Below are 15,886 nucleotides of genomic sequence, written 5' to 3' on the forward strand. Positions count from 1 at the left end.
AAGGTTCTGAACCGACTAAATCGTCAGTAAAAGACGTTAAAACCTACCCCCGGACTGGAGGAAAGTCACGACCGAGGAGCTAGTTGCAATACTAGAATAGCAGACCGCCAATTTTGGCAAAAGGATTGCGCCCGGAAACCCTAGTAATAGGGATATTAAGACCGAAATGTCTTAAGAATCTCAGTCGCTTTAGCGCTGAGAGTGTCAATCTGTTTAAAAATAGCTTGGGCGATCGCACTTCGAGCGATCGACTCGGCCCAAAGGTCGATCGGCATTAAAAATCCCACAACGCAAACACTCACAGTAATCCAACCGCTACAGCAGTTGACTGCACTCGTTAGTTTCGATAAATTTATGTTCAGGATTTGGGATGGGAGTAGAAGGACTTGAACCTTCGACCTTGAGATTAAGAGTCACCTGCTCTAACCAACTGAGCTATACTCCCGCATCTAAGCTACTATAACACAACTCTTCTGAAAATTCAAGTGTTTTCGTAAAAAATTGTGGCGATCGGCCTGACTCAACATTGAAATCGAGAAAATACCGCATACAATTTTTGTGTAATTCCTAGAAAATCATTTTGTAGTAAGGACTTCAGTTCTTTTTGGCCCGCAGTAATTGCAACGCATAAAGCCCCGATTGCTAATGCTTCACTCGATAATGAAGTAACATGAAACCGTTGCTGTAGATTTTGCGATCGGCAAGTTCCAAATTTGTCGGAGCAATTGCACCGGAAAAAAGAGGAATTCCTGCTCCGATAACTACCGGATTTAACTTCACAATCATCTCGTCAATCTCAGAAAAAAGAGTGGTTGCTAAAGCGCCTCCACCGCAGAGCCAGATGTCTTTACCCGTTTCTTTTTTCAATTCCTGAACCAATTCAACAGGATTGTCCGAAACAAGTTGAATATTCTCATCTGGACTGGCTTCCATAGTGCGCGAAAAGACATACTGCTTCAAGCTGGGATAAGGATTAGTTATACCAACATTTAGCCCTACCTCATAGGTTTTCCGTCCCATCAAAACCGCATCAAACTGCTTGTTCTCTGCACGAATGCCTAATGCTTCCTGAAGGTGAACCGGAATAGTCTCAGGAAAAGACTCAAACAAATCAGCAAAATGCTCTCCTTGCATAGGAAAACAATCAAATGACCCATCTTCGCGAGCAATAAACCCATCAACGGTGCAAGCAACGTAATATTTTAGTTTTCTCATGTTTCACCTTTTTTATTAAGTTGTTTGGTTACTGCTTGCTTCTGAATGTAACTAATAGACCTCTTGCAAAAATAACTAGGACGGGCAAGATGCCCATCCCACAAAAAACATTTTTCCTTGTGGAACGGGCCGGAGAGCCCGTTCCAAAATTTGATTAAAAGGACTTTTGCAAGAGGTCTAATATATCCGATCGCTCCCTTGGTTAGAGATTTGCGATCGACCTTTTTATTTGTTAGCGCACAGTTTCGCAGCAGCAGCCATTTTATCGCGCGGCGCCCGCATCCCTACAGACGATCGCAGCAAAGCGCGATCGGACACTCAAAAGGAGATAAGCTGGTGTCAACTAAATATGACTGCTGCTAATGGCTGACAAAGAAGAGACTGCTGTGATTAAAGTCACAGTTCCCAAGCGTTTGCACGAAAAACTGAGAAACATCTCCCAGCAGACAGGAGTTCCTATGTCCACTCTGCTAGTCATGGCGGCTATCAAGGAATACAACCTCGTGGACGAAAATGAGACTAAGTAACTATTAGTGTACTTTAAGTACCCTTTAAAGGTACTATATGGTATATTTTAGGAATAGTCAACCCTGGAGGTGTGCTTGTGACTCAAGATCAACTCGAAGCCCTTGTCGATGAACTCGGCTTAGTGTCAGTCGTCAGCCTGCTGGCAAATATCTGCCACAACAAAGCCCGACAAACCTTGTGCATGAAGGGACAAGGGGCTACTCCTTATACCGCTTGGAACAGCAACGGCTTCTTGCTGAAGCAGTTGATGGCCAGACTGCGGCCAATCGGCAGCTACGATCGCGATTTAGACCTCAAGAACAACTGAGGTTCTGAGGTTCAACCCGTGCAAGTGCGTAAAGCATTGGTTTTAGTCGGTTAACAGCCGAGTATGTATGCTTTAACTGTTAGGGCACGGGTTGAAACTCTTCGATTTGGACTTGAACCTTGAATGGAGAGGACGGGACTCGAACCCGCATCGATCGACAGCAACTTTCAGGAAACGCGCTTCCTTACTGCCCGCAAGCAGACGGGAACTGCCCCCATCTCGGACTGTTAATTCCTTTCAGTGCCTCCGCAACCTGTTGCCCGTTGGCGTTTTCAGGGAACGTCGCGAAGCAACTTTTTACCCTACTCAACCAACCAGATCGTCCTTTTGGGAGCCGCTTTTCCAAAGTTTTTACGGTGCCATTCCACTTAGGCGACCTCCCCATAATTTTGCTCGCTATATATACGATCGCAAATCAAGACAACTGTTTTCGCTCCAGAATATAAGGCAACAGTTTGGCGATATTTCTAGCATCATCAATCCCTCGGTGATGAGTTCCTTCTAGCGGTAAACCCGCCAGTTGCAGAGCTTTCGCCATCCCATGACGTTTTCGCAAACCTTGCTTTTGGGAAAATAATTGTTTGAGATTGACATGAGGATAAGCAATGGGAAAAGGTACTTTGTGAAAATTGCTGTCTTGTTGAACAGGAAACGCGCTTCCTTACTGCCCGCAAGCAGACGGGAACTGCCCCCATCTCGGACTGTTAATTCCTTTCAGTGCCTCCGCAACCTGTTGCCCGTTGGCGTTTTCAGGGAACGTCGCGAAGCAACTTTTTACCCTACTCAACCAACCAGATCGTCCTTTTGGGAGCCGCTTTTCCAAAGTTTTTACGGTGCCATTCCACTTAGGCGACCTCCCCATAATTTTGCTCGCTATATATACGATCGCAAATCAAGACAACTGTTTTCGCTCCAGAATATAAGGCAACAGTTTGGCGATATTTCTAGCATCATCAATCCCTCGGTGATGAGTTCCTTCTAGCGGTAAACCCGCCAGTTGCAGAGCTTTCGCCATCCCATGACGTTTTCGCAAACCTTGCTTTTGGGAAAATAATTGTTTGAGATTGACATGAGGATAAGCAATGGGAAAAGGTACTTTGTGAAAATTGCTGTCTTGTTGAAATTGTTTGCGATCGAAATCACCCCAAGAACCAAACACGCCGTTTGAGTAACCGGACAGCCATTTTTTCAGAAGTGCGATCGCCTCCGGGTAAGTGGGAGCTTCCTCGACTTGTGCCTGAGAAATAGATGTTAGCGATTTGCAGAATTCAGTCAGCATAGGATGGCGAACTGGCTTAATAAAGCTTTGAAATTCATCAATGATAGTTAGCGTTTTTGCTTCTACCATAACGGCTCCAATCTCAATAATCTCCATCTCACTCTGTTTGATAGTTGCTTGTTTGTCACAGCAGGTTGCTTCAAGGTCAAGCACTAAATAGTAATGGTAATTGTTTAAATTCATATTTAACCTGTATTTTTATCCTGTGAAATTACAACAACTTCACATCGTACTGTTTGAACCTGTCGTCATGTGTAATGATAGTATAATCTTCGGCTTGGGCTTGAGAAATAATTAGGCGATCGAAAGGATCTTGATGGTAAAAAGGGAGATTTTGCAATTTATCGTAATGAATGAACTTAGTCTCTAGAATTTGAAACTCGTGGTTAATCAGAAATATTTCTAACTCCGATACAGAAATAGACAAAGACAACTTACCGATGCTGATTTTGATAGTAAGTTCCCACAGACTAGCTTGGCTGATATAAATTTCATTAACAGGATTAGCAATCAACGCTCGCACATCTTCATCAAGCCGAGCGTTACCTTCAACAAACCAAATTAGAATGTGAGTGTCAATTAGATATTTCATGGCAACATATATTCTTCAAAACCAGGAGGTGTTTCATCAAAATCATCCGCAACATAAGTAAAAATTCCTTGGCCACAGCCAAATTGACGGGGTTTGAGGACAGCAGTCTTTTCAGATGACTTTTCTCTCAGTTTTTGGATTTCGTCTAAAAGTTGAATATCCTTTAATAACAAAATCCACTGAATCAATTCTAATTTGAGAACTTGAATGCTCATGGCTACTATGTTGAATGGCTAGCAAATCTAGACTTATTATAAACCAATCCATCCACCAGGGAGGTACTGCCCCTCCTATTTCCGCGTTATCAGCACGGCGTCTCGCTTTTCGACTTCTGGTGGAAAAAGGAAGATGAAGGAATCGAACCCTTACAGTTACCTGTACCCCAGTTTTCAAGACTGGTTGCCAACCGTTTAGCGGCATCTTCCGAGGGGTGTCTGACGGGAATTGAACCCGCTATTACTGGTTTCACACACCAGCGCCGCTACCGCTTTGGCTTCAGACACCGCAGTGGAATCAAGGAGAATCGAACTCCTAACCTCTTGCGTGCAAAGCAAGCGCTCTACCAATTGAGCTATGACCCCGCGTAAAAGATTCACCTGTGGAGTAAATCTAAAATCTAAAATCTAAAATCTAAAATTGGTGTGGTGGATTGCGATCGGATTTGAACCGATATCTTTCTAACAGCCAGTTAGATGCTTTACCAATTAAGCTACGAACCCCAGAGAGCAGGAGCGGTAGGACTCGAACCCACAACATTCGAGGTAGAAGCTCGACACTCTATCCAGTTGAGTTACGCTCCCATGTTTTTTGTTAATGCGCGATTCCTTACGGGAATCGCTCTTAATATAAAAAATTATCCATTCAATGGAATCAACCTCCTTAAATTAAAGCAAAAACAACGAGAGTGGTAGGACTCGAACCCACAACATCCGCGTCCGAAGCGCGGCGCTCTATCCATTGAGCTACACTCCCATAAACCGATTGTAGATTTTAGATTTTAGATGTTGGATTGAATAAAACCTAAACCGATTTTAGATTTTGGATTGAATAAAACCTGTACCGATTTTAACCAAGCGGATAACGGGACTCGAACCCGTATCGCGAGTTTGGAAGACTCAGATGCTACCGTTGCACCATATCCGCACTTCAATTAGTTTTACCGATTGCAACTATTAAATCTCAACATACAGCCTCTACAAAATTGTCAAGTAAGTTTGCGTTGGACTGATGGGTAAAATTATTAACCGCTGATTTTTTAAATCTAATTCAATTCCCAACGCTTCCAGAGGAATCACGCCTAATAAAGCATTCATACCTCCCGGCAATTCCAAACACTCAAACGTGCCTTCGCGTCCTACTAAAGAAATTTTGGCATCCTGAAAAATTCTGGCTTTACCAATGCCATTAGCCGTCTCTACATCCACTTCTTTCAGCAGTTCTAAACCGAGTTGAGCAATGATACTTGCAGGCAAACACAATGTTGTTGCACCTGTATCAACTAGCACATTACTTAGAGTGACTGAACGGATTTGGTCGGAAGGCATAAATCCTCTGGCTGCGACATTTTGATCGGCGCGGTTAGTCACGGTGAGTGTGGTAATAATTTTTCCCATTGAGGTGTTGTCAGTTGCTAGCATAGTTTAACCTTGAACTACTCTACCTCAATCATCGCAAATTTTTGGAAAGTCGTGTAACTTTTAGTTGCCTGAAATAAATGTACTCTGGAATTCTGCAAATATTTTTGCTTGTTCAGAAGAGTCAAGTATAGAAAATAAGATGCTTTTTACTCTTCCCCAGAATTGACCATTGGGCAACAATAAATCTGCAAACATTTGGGCAACCATTGCTGGATCATTTTTAAATACACCGCATCCCCAAGCTCCCAAAACTAGAGCGTCGCAGCCATTAGAAATAGCTAGGCTCAACAATTTTGCACCGCGTTCATACAGAATTTCGCGTATTTTTTCAGCATCCTGAGATTGTTTTCTCCAAACTTCACCAGCATTAGGAGCTGGACTTGTGATGAAATCAACAAGATAAGGTGTTTCTAATAGCGTTCCATCATCTTTTCGGAAAACTGGACAATCAGGTGAATAGAGCATCCTATCTGAGTACAGGAGCGAATCATGAGAGCGATGAAATTCGTAGTGACCGCGACATTTCAAGATACTTTTGTAAAGAGCAGAACTGCGTGCTAAACTCTCTTCTTGAGCTTGTGCGCCTTTGAGAAATCCACCACCAGGATTTTTAGCAGAAGCAAAATTTAGGACTCCAATCTTTTGAAACTGTTGTCCTCTTGCCATACGTTCTGCTCCCATCAAAGTCGTCTCATTCCTCACTTCAAATTCAATGTTTGAGAATTGGGGAGTACCAGAAAGAACGCTTTGTTTGATATTAGAAAGAGCGTCGGGTTCATAGCATTTTGTCTGTTCAACACAGTATGCTATTTTTTGAACAAGTTCAATGCGTTTACCTTCAGGAGAGCAGTAGTAGCCTGCTTCAATAATTTTTAGTGTGTCTTGAGCGATCGCAATCCGTCTCATAATTTTTTCTCTGATTCCTTAGCAAAAAATTAACAGAAATAATATCTGTAGGGTAGTTACAAGCAGATGGCGAGATTTGAACTCGCAAGAAAGCTTTACAAGAGCCTCATGTTGCCAGTTACATCACACCTGCATTTTTGGTCGCGGGGGCAGGAGTTGAACCTGCTATGAAGAGGCTTATGAGACCTCCAAGCCTACCCAGGCTACTTCACCCGCAATGTCACCAAATACCCCTGACTGGCCTCGAACCAGCAACCTTCTCGTTCTAAGCGAGACGCCTCTTCCAATTGGGCTACAAGGGCAAAATCGATCGCACTTTTGGGTTTTGATACCCAATACCCCTGGCTGGACTCGAACCAGCAAAACACTCGTTCTGAGCGAGCGATGTTTTCCAATTACATCACAGAGGTAAAGTCGGGATGGTTGGATTTGAACCAACGACTCCATGCTCCCAAAGCATGGCTTCTGGCCGCTGAATTACATCCCGTTCATACTCCTGGCTGGATTTGAACCAGCATCATCCGATTTTTAAGATCGGCGCCTCTTTCCAGTTGGGCTACAAGAGCTATTTTTGGTACTCCTGACTGGATTTGAACCAGTAACACACAATTTTTGAAATTGCGGCCTCTGCCAATTGGGCTACAGGAGCATCTTATTTTCTACTTTTTGATTATTGAAAAGCAGAACTGGGAAGGCAGGGCTTGAACCTGCATTTGTCCGCTTTCAAAGAGCGGTGCCATACCGATTAGGCGACTTCCCAATAATTGAATGCTTGGGTAGACTGTGAACATAGATAAAATCCTGTTTAAAAAATAGGTAAATTTACCAATTTGTCTACCCAGTAATTTGAAAAATGGCTGCCTCAGTAGGAATCGAACCTACAACCATCACGTTAACAGCGTGCAGCTCTACCGTTGAGCTATGAGGCAACGCAATCCCCCAAGTCAGTATCGAACTGACGACCTCTTGTTCTTCAAACAAGCGCTCTACCAACTGAGCTATCGGGGGAAAACGGAGAAGGTGGGATTTGAACCCACGACGGTTGTTAAACCGCTCTTTCTTAGCAGGAAAGCGCCTTAAGCCGCTCGGCCACTTCTCCACACCGAGAACGGAGGGATTTGAACCCTCAATCTTCAGTTTTATTAACTGAGATGTTATCCGGCTACACCACGCTCTCCAGATTGCAACTGCATATTAAATACAGTTACAAATGGGTCGGGCTGGAATTGAACCAGCAACGCTTTAAGCTACTGTTTTACAGACAGCTACCCACGCCAATAGGAGGGCCGACCCCTGATAGAAATTTTGGTAGGTCGTCGAGGAATTGAACCTCGATCCATCCGCTTAAAAGGCGGCTGCAAAACCATTCTGCCAACGACCCAGTTTGGAAGTGCTGACGGGAGTTGAACCCGCAATCACTTGGGTGAAAACCAAGCGGCTTAAACCATTTGCCTACAGCACTATCGATTTTAGATTTTAGATTTGGGATTTTGGATTGCTCTTTGAGATTTGAGATTGCTCCTGCGAATAAATAGGAACAGAGGTTAGGGCGGGATTTGAACCCGCGAAATTCGGTTTTGCAGACCGACGCCTTCAACCACTCGGCCACCTAACCTGGGAGTCCCGACGAGGTTTGCACTCGCAATCTTCTCGCCAGAGGGGGAGACGGCTTGACTTTTGCCTACGGGACTTTGACCCCCGCCGAAAAACGGATATTTGCTTTCCGACAGGAGGTGTGGATTTTAGACCAAAGTTCCAGATCCCAGATTCTTCTCCTGTGGAGTAAATCTAAAATCTAAAATCTAAAATCTAAAATCGACGGACGGGAGTAACGAGACTTGAACTCGCAACCTTTCGCTCGACAGGCGACTGCTCTGACCGGTTGAGCTATACCCCCGCGAAAATGAACAATATTCTGTCCTTGAATTACTCAAGTTGGGACGGGGTGGCGGTTGATTCCGCGTACTACAACCCGATCGGGCTTTTGTTGCCGGAGTCTACACCGCCGATGTCCACAATTATGTGACATGATTAACTTCCTATTCAGTTTTCAAGGTTCATATTGCTCGTGGAGTAAGGCTTTTAAGCTCTTTCCCCTTCGCCATACATTTATACTACATTGCGTAATACAAGACTGTCAAGGGGGTAATACAACTTTTTTTTAAATTGGGTTTTTTAAAGGGGTGCCGATCGCTCCCACAAACACTCTGCCTTCCCCCAAACCCTTATGAATCAACAGATTTTGCTCCTCAACTGATGTTGTGGCGTAAGCTAAATCTGATTTTGCAACTGTACTACACTCCAATTTCTCTAAATTCTCGCCGTCGCGCGATGTGGCACTTCTGGAAAATGCGATAATCAGCTTTGAGATATCACGTACTACAAATCAAACCTTGTCTCAATTGCCCTTAATTCCCGTGCCCGCAACCCCAGAAGCCGATCGCCCAAACCTCCCTGACTGGCTGCACTCCTTGGATACCTGTCCGAGTACCAACAGTTGGGCGATCGCCCGCGCGGCCCAACTCCACCACGGAGATGCAGTATTTACCCAGCGCCAAACCAGCGGGCGCGGTCAACACGGGCGCACCTGGCACGCCCCAAGCGGTGTCTTGACTGTTAGTTTTGTACTCGACAATCTCAACCCCAATTTGTTACCGGGACTCAGTTTAGCAGCGGGTTTAGCCGTGATTTACGCGATCGAAGATTTGGTTCCCGAATGTCGCGATATGCTGCGCCTGAAATGGCCAAACGATGTCTGGATCGATCGCCGCAAATTAGCCGGAATTCTCTGCGAAGCCACTTCCGGCAATGTTTCGGGTAAAACTCGCGCCGTTGTGGGAATTGGACTCAACCGCTGCGTAGATTTCGCGGCTGCGGGATTGGATGAAAGGGCGATCGGCAATGCGGTAAGCTTGCATTCTATTGCTAGTAAAGTACCAGATGAACTGTGTTTGCTCGATCGACTGCGGCACTATTTACTCGAACTAGCCGATATGTTTTCCACCACAGACAAGCCAGCCTCCAAGTCCGGTTTAGCGCTACTTTTGCCCCAATTGCGCCGCCGCGATGCGTTGATTGGCTGCCCGGTGGCGATCGAACTTGCGTCGGAAACCATCTGCGGAGAAGCCGCCGGGATTGACGGATGCGGCCGCTTGTTAGTATGCTTGGCGGGCGATCGAATACAAGCCTTTACCTCCGGGCGAGTTCGATTAATTTAAAAGGAAGAAGGAAGTTCGGCAACGGATTCTGTAACGGATGTAACGGATGTAACGGATAGAAGGAAGAAGGAAGTTCGGCAACGGATGTAACGGATGTCAGTCCGATGGAAGAAGGAAAATAATGTCCTAACCTTCTTGCCACTTACTATAAATTAAGAGAAAGAAGTCATTAGTCATTAGTCATTAGGGAAAATTCCCAATTAACAATGCCCGATGCCCAATGCCCAATTAACAATGCCCGATGCCCAATTAACAATGCCCGATGCCCGATGCCCAATTAACAATGCCCGATGCCCGATGCCCAATTCCCAATTCCCAACTTTAATTTATAACCTCAAATACTACCAATCTGCTCAGCCACAGCGGTTGATTGGCCTCCACACCTTCGGGACGACCCTTAGTAGTAGCAACTTGTATTCTGTTGCCATTTATCCCTTGTCTAACCAAAATATTTTTCACATTTGCCGCCCTTTCCAGTGCCAACTTTTGATTTTCTACCGGAGTGCTTTTAAAATCGCTGTAGCCAACTATCCTTAAATTATTCGTGCGATTTTTCTCCATATATTCCTTGACTTTACTAAGCTTTTCTGCTACATCTTTCGCCTGCAAACTTGCCGAACCTGCACCGAAATACACGCGAACTGGCATTATTATCTTTGGTGGCGGTGGAGTTCCTATTATCACTGTATTTGTTACCGACTTAACCCCCGGAATTTTCTCAAACGCTTGAGTTATTTTCTCAGCATCTGCCACTTTGCCCACGCTGCCTGCAACGGCGAGTTTTCCCTCTGTATACCGAGCCGAGATATCAATGCTTTCTACTTTATTCAAAAGAGCTGCCGTCCGCTTGACATCGGCTTCGACTAAAACCGGATCGGCTGGTACTTCAACGGCTATAATTTTATTGTCAATTCTTAATTTTGGAGCCGTTTTTTGAGCGATTTTTTCCGCTCTCAATCGCAGCTTTTGATTCGGCACTCGTCCCGAAATCTCCAAGACTTTATCTTTAACATCTGCCGCGAGGCGATAAACCGATAACTCTGGAGCAGATTGTAAAGCTAAATTTGTATCTGCTTCTAACCTCGCTGCAACTGAGCTGCGGTATTGATGAATTCCCCAAGGTACGCCAATTAAACCTAACGCTGCCACACCGATAATTGGTAAAATTGGCAGTTTAGGAGATTTAACTTTTATATCTGTATCGATTAATTTTTGCAAATTCAAGTTGACTTCGGCCGGCACAGTGGTCGGATCGCCGTTAAATGACTGGATTTGAGTTCCGTATTCTTGAACAATATTGTTGAATATCGCTCGCATTTTATACTTAAACCACTGGCGGGTTTCTCCTTGCATCACTACTGCTAGATAACACGAACCCGCCACTTCCAGTACGATCGTAGATGTGCCGTATTCTATAGCATCAATCTCTGCAATATTTCCCGACTGAACTATACAATCGTTGACAAAAGCCCGAATAGCCGTCAGCATCCCCGCTACCATGTCTGATTCTAGCTGTTCGCGTTCAGAGTGCTGCACTGCTGAAATTACTAAGCCCGATTCTGCTTGAATTAAAAACACAGCTTTAACAGTCAGCGGTGTTGTTTCTTGCATCAGCAGTTCGGCTTCAGAAATTCCCTGCAATTTGGCTTTAAATTTGCGACTAATTCCCTCTGGACTTAAAGATGATTCGAGTTTTTTATTGATCTCCCGCATCATCTCGGCGATGTATTTTAAAATCGTGCTGCCGATAATCGGATAAAGTGCATCCGACATTGCTTCTCGCTTGAGATTAATTTGCTGTTTGATAGCAGAGGCCATTTCCGGTGCGATGGCCGTTGCAATTTCATCGGGCGATTCACTGATTCTGTGGCTGATTCCCACAGAAAGAGCCGGCGATATGGCTACTCCCATCGAGTGCCTATTTTCTTGGGTTTTGGTATTAATTAGTTCATCAATTATCGGAGCGATTGTTTCGGTAAATGATTGTCTCGATTCATTAATTGTTTGGAGCATCATTTCGGGAAAGATGATTCTAATGCGGGCCTCTAATTGTTCCCGATCGCCTCCCCATTCAGCATCATTTATTTTGCGTTCGAGTTCCCCCACTTTATCGTTGAGTCTGTAATTATAACTTACAACTTCATCTAACAATGGTAAAATAGATTCGATGACCGACTTTTCCAGTTGGGCGTGATGGCTGACCATCAGCTCGTCAATCAAAGGTTTCAGTAAATCTGTAAACAAGTCTGTCGATTCATAAATCCGGTGTTCGATCGCCACAATCTTTTGTTCGATAGTGCCGAGTCTTTCATCAATCCTTTTATTCTGAACGATCGCATCCACAGCGGGGGCGATCGCAGATTCTATCTCTAGCTTTGCTTCCCCGATTTTTCGCGACAGCATCTCTACAATCGCGGGCATGATTCTTGCCATCAACCCTTCTATCTCGGCTAAAACTTGCTGCTGAACTTCGACTATCTTACTTTCATTTTTAAATATTTGTCCTGCAATACCGCTGTTTTGAATAGCCGTGTTGACAGCCGGCGCGATCGCCTCTCTCACCTCTAACTTGGTCTCGTCAATTTTCCGGTTCAGCGACTCAATCATTAACGGCATCAACCTTGCCATTATTTCTTCCGGCTGAGATTTTTGCTGTCGTTGAAGATTATTTAGTCTACTTTCTACGTCGCTCAATTTTCCTTGAACTTCTCTTTGAAGAATTGCTGATTCTATCAAAGGTTCGATCGCCGCTGCTACCTCTAATTTGGATTCATCGATTTTCCGGTTCAGCAAATCAGTGATTGCTGGCATTAGCACCGCCATTATCTCTTCAGGCTTCTGAGTTGGCGACTGTTGGGTAGCCAGCCGGCGCTCGATGATGCTCAATACTTTTTCTTCTATTTCTACCCAAGCTATTCTTACCTGTACTGAGGGAGCAACAGCTTCTACAACCTCTAACTTTAATTCACTAATTTTGCGGTTCAGCAAATCGCTAACTACCGGCACTAGCTGCTTGATTAAATCTTCCGGTTCCTGCTGGTAACGCTGCTGAATATTCGCAAGTTTATCTTCAATTCTTACTACTTGTTTTTCCAGCCCGTTTTGATTGTGAATTACTTGATTGACTGTCGGTGCGATCGCCGAAGCTACCTCTAACTTAGACTGCTCTACCTTGCGGTTCAGCAGTTCGCCTACCACCGGCATCAGCCGCTGCATTAACTGTTCTGCATTCGGCAGTTGCTGCTGGTTGAAGTTAGCAATTTGATTTTCCAAATCCGCTAATTTTCCCTGCAATTCAAGGCGATTAATTTGACCGTTGTTTGCGAGTTCGATCGCCTTTTTCAATTCCGACTTCAACCCCTCTAATTCTTCTCTCACTAACTCTGGAATTAACGGCTTCAGTAAATTTATCAATTCTTTCGGTTCAGCCATTATATTCTCAAAACTTTCTAACCTTTGTTCCACACTCAAAATATTACTGTAAAATTCCGGCAAATCCCTTTCAAATAGCAGTTTCTGCAACTGCTTAAACTGCTCCACTGCTTGTTCTAATTCTTCCTCCGACGGCCGATATTTTTTTTCTACATTCGCGGTTCTAGATAAACCTGGTTCCTGATTATTTTTTTGTCGTCTTTGAGATGGTATTTCTTCATTTTTAGTCAATACTTCGGGTACAATCGCCAGTGATTCGATCCGAAAAGACAATTGCTTGCGCCGATTTTCCTCATCCTCAAGTCGCTCTACCGGCTTTTCAGAGGGCGGTAACTTCAGCTCGCTTGGTTCTTTTTTTGATTTTTTCACTAACTGCAATTCTGTCAGTATGGTTAGCAATTCCTGAAGTTGATCTCCAGCTTTAGGACTGAAGAGAGTTGTATCAGAAACTTCTTGTTCTGACTGATATATTTTGCCTGAGTTATCATTAGATGCTGCCATACTGTGCTACCCAAATCTGATTTTAACCGATCGCAGGAAATGACCAGCTTGCTTGTCGCCTCGCGCAGCGCGAAAATCAATAAGAATGACACAATTTTTCGTAGCGTCAGGCGTAATAAAGCTATGGCCATATTTTAACTGCTGCTCTGCGACTAGCCAACTGGGCCGCCAACTGCAATGCTGCTTTCATGCTGGAGGCATCGGCAATCCCTTGACCTACAATATCAAAAGCTGTGCCGTGATCCGGAGATGTGCGGACAAAGGGTAAGCCAATTGTAGTGTTGACAGCTTTGTCGAAAGCCATCAATTTTACTGGAATCAACCCCTGGTCGTGGTACATTGCCAAGTAACCGTCGTGAGCTTCCGTGCCTAAACCGTACCAAACTTTAGCCGGTTTTACCCACAGGGTATCTGGGGGTACTGGCCCATCTAACTGGACTTGAGGAAAGCGATCGCGCTGCGTTTCCAACCAAGGTATCATCCAGTATTTCTCTTCATTTCCCAGTTTGCCATTTTCGCCGCTGTGAGGATTTAAGCCAGAAATCGCAATTTTCGGTCTTTCGATCCCAAAATCTTCCCGCAAACAGTCTACCAGCAATTCTAGTTTTTCGCTCAGCAATTCTGGAGTCAAAGCATCGGGGACTTGACGGAGGGAAATATGTGCGGTAGCCAATAAAGTTACGAGAGTCCAGCCGCTGTGGGGAGATGTGGCGGCAAACAGCATTCCGAACCGCTGCGATTTCGCTTTTTCTGCCAGGAGTTCTGTTTGTCCGGGATAATTGTAACCGGCCGCCTGCCAGCAAGTCTTGGAAATCGGGCCGGTGACGATGGCCGAGAATTCGCCGGCGAGGGTACGGGCGATCGCACTTTCCATGTAAGCAAAGCTAGCTGCACCGCTAGCTGCATTCCCGACACCGGGGACAATCTCGCCCCACTTGCTGTCTGGTTCAATATCAATAATCTTTAATGTTTCGGGATTTACCGCTTCTGCTGCTGGATTGCTCGATCGCAACTTATCGTAAGTTTGCTGCAAAATCATCCTAGAGCCGAAAACCGTCACCATCAAAGCAGCAGCCGGATCTGCCAAAGCCTTGAGAATCACTTCCGGGCCAATTCCCGCCGGATCTCCCAGAGTTACAGCTAGTTTTGATTCCCGATCGAGACTCAAGGCAGTTCTCCAACAAAGTACAGGAATTTGGGCACTAAAATTTTAGCATTTAGCTAGCTAATTTGCCAAAAACCGCAGAAAAATGCTACAAACCTCGCGAATGCGACACCGCGCATGAAAGCTAACAGCAGACTTGACAATCCCTGTTAAGTTCTTTGATGGTGATTGTTGATATGAGTAGCTTGATACAGTAAAATACCTACCATGACACAGGCTGTAAAACCGTTGATACGTTTAACCACGATCTGCCAGTGGAACGATCGATCGAGAAGTAGTAATGTCAAGTGGGTAACTCGATCCACTATAAAAACAGTTAGGAAAAGGAAAACTTGACCTAAAAACCAGGAAAACTAAAATTTTGGATAAAAAAGTAGGGTGCGGCACGTCCAAACTCTAGGTCAGTATCCTAGTAGGCTTGATTGAGATGAACCCGCACAGATTTTCTAAACTTCACTGTTTGGTTGCTACTTTGGTACAGTCAAATAGTTCAGGAATTGCTCGCAAGAGATAGCCAATTTTAAGGTAGTTCGCTGAATTAAGAATCCCTATTTATAAGAGATCGGGGAATGTCAAATTATGTTTATTTAACTACCAGCCGGGAAGTCCCGGGCGTATATTTAGAGGGGATTAATCAGAGCGCGGAGCCCCGTACCCCGTTGGGAATTACCGCAGGGATGAAAGGCTCGTCGGGTGTAGGTACGGAAACCGACAAATATTCTTTTATACCCCAAGATGATCGGGAAATACTCTGATACTATATTAGCAAGTGGGGGTGGAACTACCTCACTATAAAAAGCCTTTGAAAAAAAGGAAAAAGAAGCCTGCGGTCTAACTGTACTCAGTTGACCGTCAGGTTTGTTCACTTTGCAATCGTCAAGGAACTCTAAAACAAATGAACCCTGAATTTCTCAGCGCAGCCTTTTTGTCCTTTTCCCTAATTTTCGTCGGTATCGGTGGAGGCTTCCTGCTGCTCAAACTCCAAGGCGGCGAAGAATAATAAGTTATAGCCTTTCTCAGAAATATGAGGTACGACTGGGCATAGGGCATAGGGCATAGGGCATAGGGCATATCTCACTTTTTTGAGAACCGCTATATCATCCCTG

At 44.6% G+C, this 15,886-nt stretch carries 15 protein-coding genes, 25 tRNA genes and 1 pseudogene; 5 read left to right on the forward strand and 36 right to left on the reverse strand.

Annotated elements, in window-relative coordinates:
• Nucleotides 1-155 precede the first annotated feature (155 nt).
• The 3 genes from QUB70_RS17075 to QUB70_RS17085 all read right to left on the reverse strand — a co-directional run bounded on the left by QUB70_RS17075 (nucleotide 156) and on the right by QUB70_RS17085 (nucleotide 1,215).
• Nucleotides 156-302: a hypothetical protein gene (locus tag QUB70_RS17075; protein WP_332982133.1), complete on the reverse strand. Its 147-nt coding sequence runs from the start codon at nucleotides 300-302 to the stop codon at nucleotides 156-158.
• A 69-nt stretch (nucleotides 303-371) separates the two neighbouring features.
• Nucleotides 372-445 (reverse strand) — tRNA-Lys (locus QUB70_RS17080).
• A gap of 197 nt (nucleotides 446-642) precedes the next feature.
• Nucleotides 643-1,215: a dihydrofolate reductase family protein gene (locus QUB70_RS17085; RefSeq protein ID WP_332982136.1), complete on the reverse strand. Its 573-nt coding sequence runs from the start codon at nucleotides 1,213-1,215 to the stop codon at nucleotides 643-645.
• Nucleotides 1,216-1,577: 362 nt separating this feature from the next.
• Here QUB70_RS17085 and QUB70_RS17090 point away from each other — a divergent pair, with 362 nt between their 5' ends.
• Nucleotides 1,578-1,742 (forward strand): ribbon-helix-helix domain-containing protein, encoded by a 165-nt coding sequence (locus tag QUB70_RS17090; RefSeq protein ID WP_332982138.1) that lies wholly within the window; start codon nucleotides 1,578-1,580, stop codon nucleotides 1,740-1,742.
• Nucleotides 1,743-1,819: 77 nt separating this feature from the next.
• The gene (locus QUB70_RS17095; protein ID WP_332982140.1) at nucleotides 1,820-2,050 is read left to right on the forward strand and encodes a hypothetical protein; all 231 of its coding nucleotides are present in this window, start codon (nucleotides 1,820-1,822) and stop codon (nucleotides 2,048-2,050) included.
• 415 nt (nucleotides 2,051-2,465) lie between these two features.
• Here the strand turns inward: QUB70_RS17095 and QUB70_RS17100 are convergent.
• From QUB70_RS17100 to QUB70_RS17245, 30 genes and pseudogenes are all read right to left on the reverse strand, one after another.
• A pseudogene (locus tag QUB70_RS17100) lies at nucleotides 2,466-2,684 on the reverse strand (3'-5' exonuclease); the annotation flags it as partial.
• A 258-nt stretch (nucleotides 2,685-2,942) separates the two neighbouring features.
• Nucleotides 2,943-3,512, reverse strand: coding sequence for a 3'-5' exonuclease (locus tag QUB70_RS17105; RefSeq protein WP_332982142.1), 570 nt, complete (start codon nucleotides 3,510-3,512; stop codon nucleotides 2,943-2,945).
• Between the two features lie 28 nt (nucleotides 3,513-3,540).
• Nucleotides 3,541-3,921: a type II toxin-antitoxin system VapC family toxin gene (locus tag QUB70_RS17110; protein WP_332982143.1), complete on the reverse strand. Its 381-nt coding sequence runs from the start codon at nucleotides 3,919-3,921 to the stop codon at nucleotides 3,541-3,543.
• Nucleotides 3,918-4,136 carry a hypothetical protein gene (locus tag QUB70_RS17115; RefSeq protein ID WP_332982145.1) on the reverse strand — a complete coding sequence of 73 codons (219 nt, stop codon included), beginning with the start codon at nucleotides 4,134-4,136 and terminating at the stop codon, nucleotides 3,918-3,920. Before QUB70_RS17115 ends, QUB70_RS17110 begins: the two co-directional genes overlap by 4 nt.
• A gap of 127 nt (nucleotides 4,137-4,263) precedes the next feature.
• Nucleotides 4,264-4,346 (reverse strand) — tRNA-Ser (locus tag QUB70_RS17120).
• 4 nt (nucleotides 4,347-4,350) lie between these two features.
• Nucleotides 4,351-4,424, reverse strand: a tRNA-His gene (locus QUB70_RS17125).
• A gap of 5 nt (nucleotides 4,425-4,429) precedes the next feature.
• Nucleotides 4,430-4,502: transfer RNA gene (locus tag QUB70_RS17130), tRNA-Ala, on the reverse strand.
• Between the two features lie 61 nt (nucleotides 4,503-4,563).
• Nucleotides 4,564-4,640, reverse strand: a tRNA-Ala gene (locus QUB70_RS17135).
• 7 nt (nucleotides 4,641-4,647) lie between these two features.
• Nucleotides 4,648-4,721, reverse strand: a tRNA-Arg gene (locus QUB70_RS17140).
• Nucleotides 4,722-4,820: 99 nt separating this feature from the next.
• A tRNA-Arg gene (locus QUB70_RS17145) sits at nucleotides 4,821-4,893 on the reverse strand.
• Nucleotides 4,894-4,993: 100 nt separating this feature from the next.
• Nucleotides 4,994-5,064, reverse strand: a tRNA-Gly gene (locus QUB70_RS17150).
• 50 nt (nucleotides 5,065-5,114) lie between these two features.
• Nucleotides 5,115-5,558 (reverse strand): retroviral-like aspartic protease family protein, encoded by a 444-nt coding sequence (locus tag QUB70_RS17155; RefSeq protein ID WP_332982147.1) that lies wholly within the window; start codon nucleotides 5,556-5,558, stop codon nucleotides 5,115-5,117.
• Nucleotides 5,559-5,618: 60 nt separating this feature from the next.
• Entirely contained in the window at nucleotides 5,619-6,464 is an 846-nt protein-coding gene (locus QUB70_RS17160) for a TIGR02452 family protein (RefSeq protein WP_332982148.1), read from the reverse strand.
• 61 nt (nucleotides 6,465-6,525) lie between these two features.
• Nucleotides 6,526-6,597 (reverse strand) — tRNA-Thr (locus QUB70_RS17165).
• Nucleotides 6,598-6,602: 5 nt separating this feature from the next.
• Nucleotides 6,603-6,681, reverse strand: a tRNA-Met gene (locus tag QUB70_RS17170).
• An 11-nt stretch (nucleotides 6,682-6,692) separates the two neighbouring features.
• Nucleotides 6,693-6,766, reverse strand: a tRNA-Leu gene (locus QUB70_RS17175).
• A 34-nt stretch (nucleotides 6,767-6,800) separates the two neighbouring features.
• Nucleotides 6,801-6,874: transfer RNA gene (locus tag QUB70_RS17180), tRNA-Leu, on the reverse strand.
• Between the two features lie 4 nt (nucleotides 6,875-6,878).
• A tRNA-Pro gene (locus QUB70_RS17185) sits at nucleotides 6,879-6,951 on the reverse strand.
• Between the two features lie 4 nt (nucleotides 6,952-6,955).
• A tRNA-Leu gene (locus QUB70_RS17190) sits at nucleotides 6,956-7,030 on the reverse strand.
• A gap of 6 nt (nucleotides 7,031-7,036) precedes the next feature.
• A tRNA-Leu gene (locus QUB70_RS17195) sits at nucleotides 7,037-7,113 on the reverse strand.
• A gap of 37 nt (nucleotides 7,114-7,150) precedes the next feature.
• Nucleotides 7,151-7,224 (reverse strand) — tRNA-Gln (locus tag QUB70_RS17200).
• Between the two features lie 94 nt (nucleotides 7,225-7,318).
• Nucleotides 7,319-7,393 (reverse strand) — tRNA-Asn (locus QUB70_RS17205).
• 6 nt (nucleotides 7,394-7,399) lie between these two features.
• Nucleotides 7,400-7,472, reverse strand: a tRNA-Phe gene (locus QUB70_RS17210).
• Between the two features lie 4 nt (nucleotides 7,473-7,476).
• Nucleotides 7,477-7,563: transfer RNA gene (locus tag QUB70_RS17215), tRNA-Ser, on the reverse strand.
• 4 nt (nucleotides 7,564-7,567) lie between these two features.
• Nucleotides 7,568-7,641: transfer RNA gene (locus tag QUB70_RS17220), tRNA-Tyr, on the reverse strand.
• A 34-nt stretch (nucleotides 7,642-7,675) separates the two neighbouring features.
• A tRNA-Tyr gene (locus QUB70_RS17225) sits at nucleotides 7,676-7,757 on the reverse strand.
• A 13-nt stretch (nucleotides 7,758-7,770) separates the two neighbouring features.
• A tRNA-Lys gene (locus QUB70_RS17230) sits at nucleotides 7,771-7,845 on the reverse strand.
• Between the two features lie 4 nt (nucleotides 7,846-7,849).
• A tRNA-Glu gene (locus QUB70_RS17235) sits at nucleotides 7,850-7,926 on the reverse strand.
• 79 nt (nucleotides 7,927-8,005) lie between these two features.
• Nucleotides 8,006-8,079: transfer RNA gene (locus tag QUB70_RS17240), tRNA-Cys, on the reverse strand.
• Between the two features lie 208 nt (nucleotides 8,080-8,287).
• A tRNA-Asp gene (locus QUB70_RS17245) sits at nucleotides 8,288-8,361 on the reverse strand.
• A gap of 6 nt (nucleotides 8,362-8,367) precedes the next feature.
• On the opposite strand from QUB70_RS17245, the gene QUB70_RS17250 reads away from it, so the two are divergent.
• Nucleotides 8,368-8,490, forward strand: a complete 123-nt coding sequence (locus tag QUB70_RS17250) for a hypothetical protein (protein ID WP_278187183.1) — start codon at nucleotides 8,368-8,370, stop codon at nucleotides 8,488-8,490.
• A gap of 367 nt (nucleotides 8,491-8,857) precedes the next feature.
• A complete protein-coding gene (locus tag QUB70_RS17255) occupies nucleotides 8,858-9,682 on the forward strand; it encodes a biotin--[acetyl-CoA-carboxylase] ligase (RefSeq protein ID WP_332982152.1) in 825 nt (274 codons plus the stop codon).
• Nucleotides 9,683-10,003: 321 nt separating this feature from the next.
• On the opposite strand, the gene QUB70_RS17260 is transcribed toward QUB70_RS17255, so the two are convergent.
• The 3 genes from QUB70_RS17260 to QUB70_RS17270 form a co-directional block, all read right to left on the reverse strand.
• Nucleotides 10,004-13,615 carry an OmpA family protein gene (locus tag QUB70_RS17260; RefSeq protein WP_332982154.1) on the reverse strand — a complete coding sequence of 1,204 codons (3,612 nt, stop codon included), beginning with the start codon at nucleotides 13,613-13,615 and terminating at the stop codon, nucleotides 10,004-10,006.
• 121 nt (nucleotides 13,616-13,736) lie between these two features.
• Nucleotides 13,737-14,783 carry a 4-hydroxythreonine-4-phosphate dehydrogenase PdxA gene (gene pdxA, locus QUB70_RS17265; protein WP_332982155.1) on the reverse strand — a complete coding sequence of 349 codons (1,047 nt, stop codon included), beginning with the start codon at nucleotides 14,781-14,783 and terminating at the stop codon, nucleotides 13,737-13,739.
• 146 nt (nucleotides 14,784-14,929) lie between these two features.
• Entirely contained in the window at nucleotides 14,930-15,067 is a 138-nt protein-coding gene (locus QUB70_RS17270) for a hypothetical protein (protein WP_332982157.1), read from the reverse strand.
• A gap of 608 nt (nucleotides 15,068-15,675) precedes the next feature.
• On the opposite strand from QUB70_RS17270, the gene petM reads away from it, so the two are divergent.
• Nucleotides 15,676-15,780, forward strand: coding sequence for a cytochrome b6-f complex subunit PetM (petM, locus tag QUB70_RS17275; RefSeq protein ID WP_193974770.1), 105 nt, complete (start codon nucleotides 15,676-15,678; stop codon nucleotides 15,778-15,780).
• Nucleotides 15,781-15,886: the final 106 nt, after the last annotated feature.

It is taken from the genome of Microcoleus sp. A003_D6 (assembly GCF_036702825.1).
In the GTDB taxonomy this organism is placed as follows: Bacteria; Cyanobacteriota; Cyanobacteriia; order Cyanobacteriales; family Microcoleaceae; genus Microcoleus.

Excerpts from the sequence above, each read along its gene's own strand:
- QUB70_RS17085 (WP_332982136.1), bottom strand. The coding sequence starts at position 1,215 with ATGAGAAAACTAAAATATTACGTTGCTTGCACCGTTGATGGGTTTATT.
- QUB70_RS17090 (WP_332982138.1), top strand. The coding sequence starts at position 1,578 with ATGGCTGACAAAGAAGAGACTGCTGTGATTAAAGTCACAGTTCCCAAG.
- QUB70_RS17105 (WP_332982142.1), bottom strand. The coding sequence starts at position 3,512 with ATGAATTTAAACAATTACCATTACTATTTAGTGCTTGACCTTGAAGCA.
- QUB70_RS17110 (WP_332982143.1), bottom strand. The coding sequence starts at position 3,921 with ATGAAATATCTAATTGACACTCACATTCTAATTTGGTTTGTTGAAGGT.
- QUB70_RS17115 (WP_332982145.1), bottom strand. The coding sequence starts at position 4,136 with ATGAGCATTCAAGTTCTCAAATTAGAATTGATTCAGTGGATTTTGTTA.
- QUB70_RS17155 (WP_332982147.1), bottom strand. The coding sequence starts at position 5,558 with ATGCTAGCAACTGACAACACCTCAATGGGAAAAATTATTACCACACTC.
- QUB70_RS17160 (WP_332982148.1), bottom strand. The coding sequence starts at position 6,464 with ATGAGACGGATTGCGATCGCTCAAGACACACTAAAAATTATTGAAGCA.
- QUB70_RS17250 (WP_278187183.1), top strand. The coding sequence starts at position 8,368 with ATGAACAATATTCTGTCCTTGAATTACTCAAGTTGGGACGGGGTGGCG.
- QUB70_RS17260 (WP_332982154.1), bottom strand. The coding sequence starts at position 13,615 with ATGGCAGCATCTAATGATAACTCAGGCAAAATATATCAGTCAGAACAA.
- petM (WP_193974770.1), top strand. The coding sequence starts at position 15,676 with ATGAACCCTGAATTTCTCAGCGCAGCCTTTTTGTCCTTTTCCCTAATT.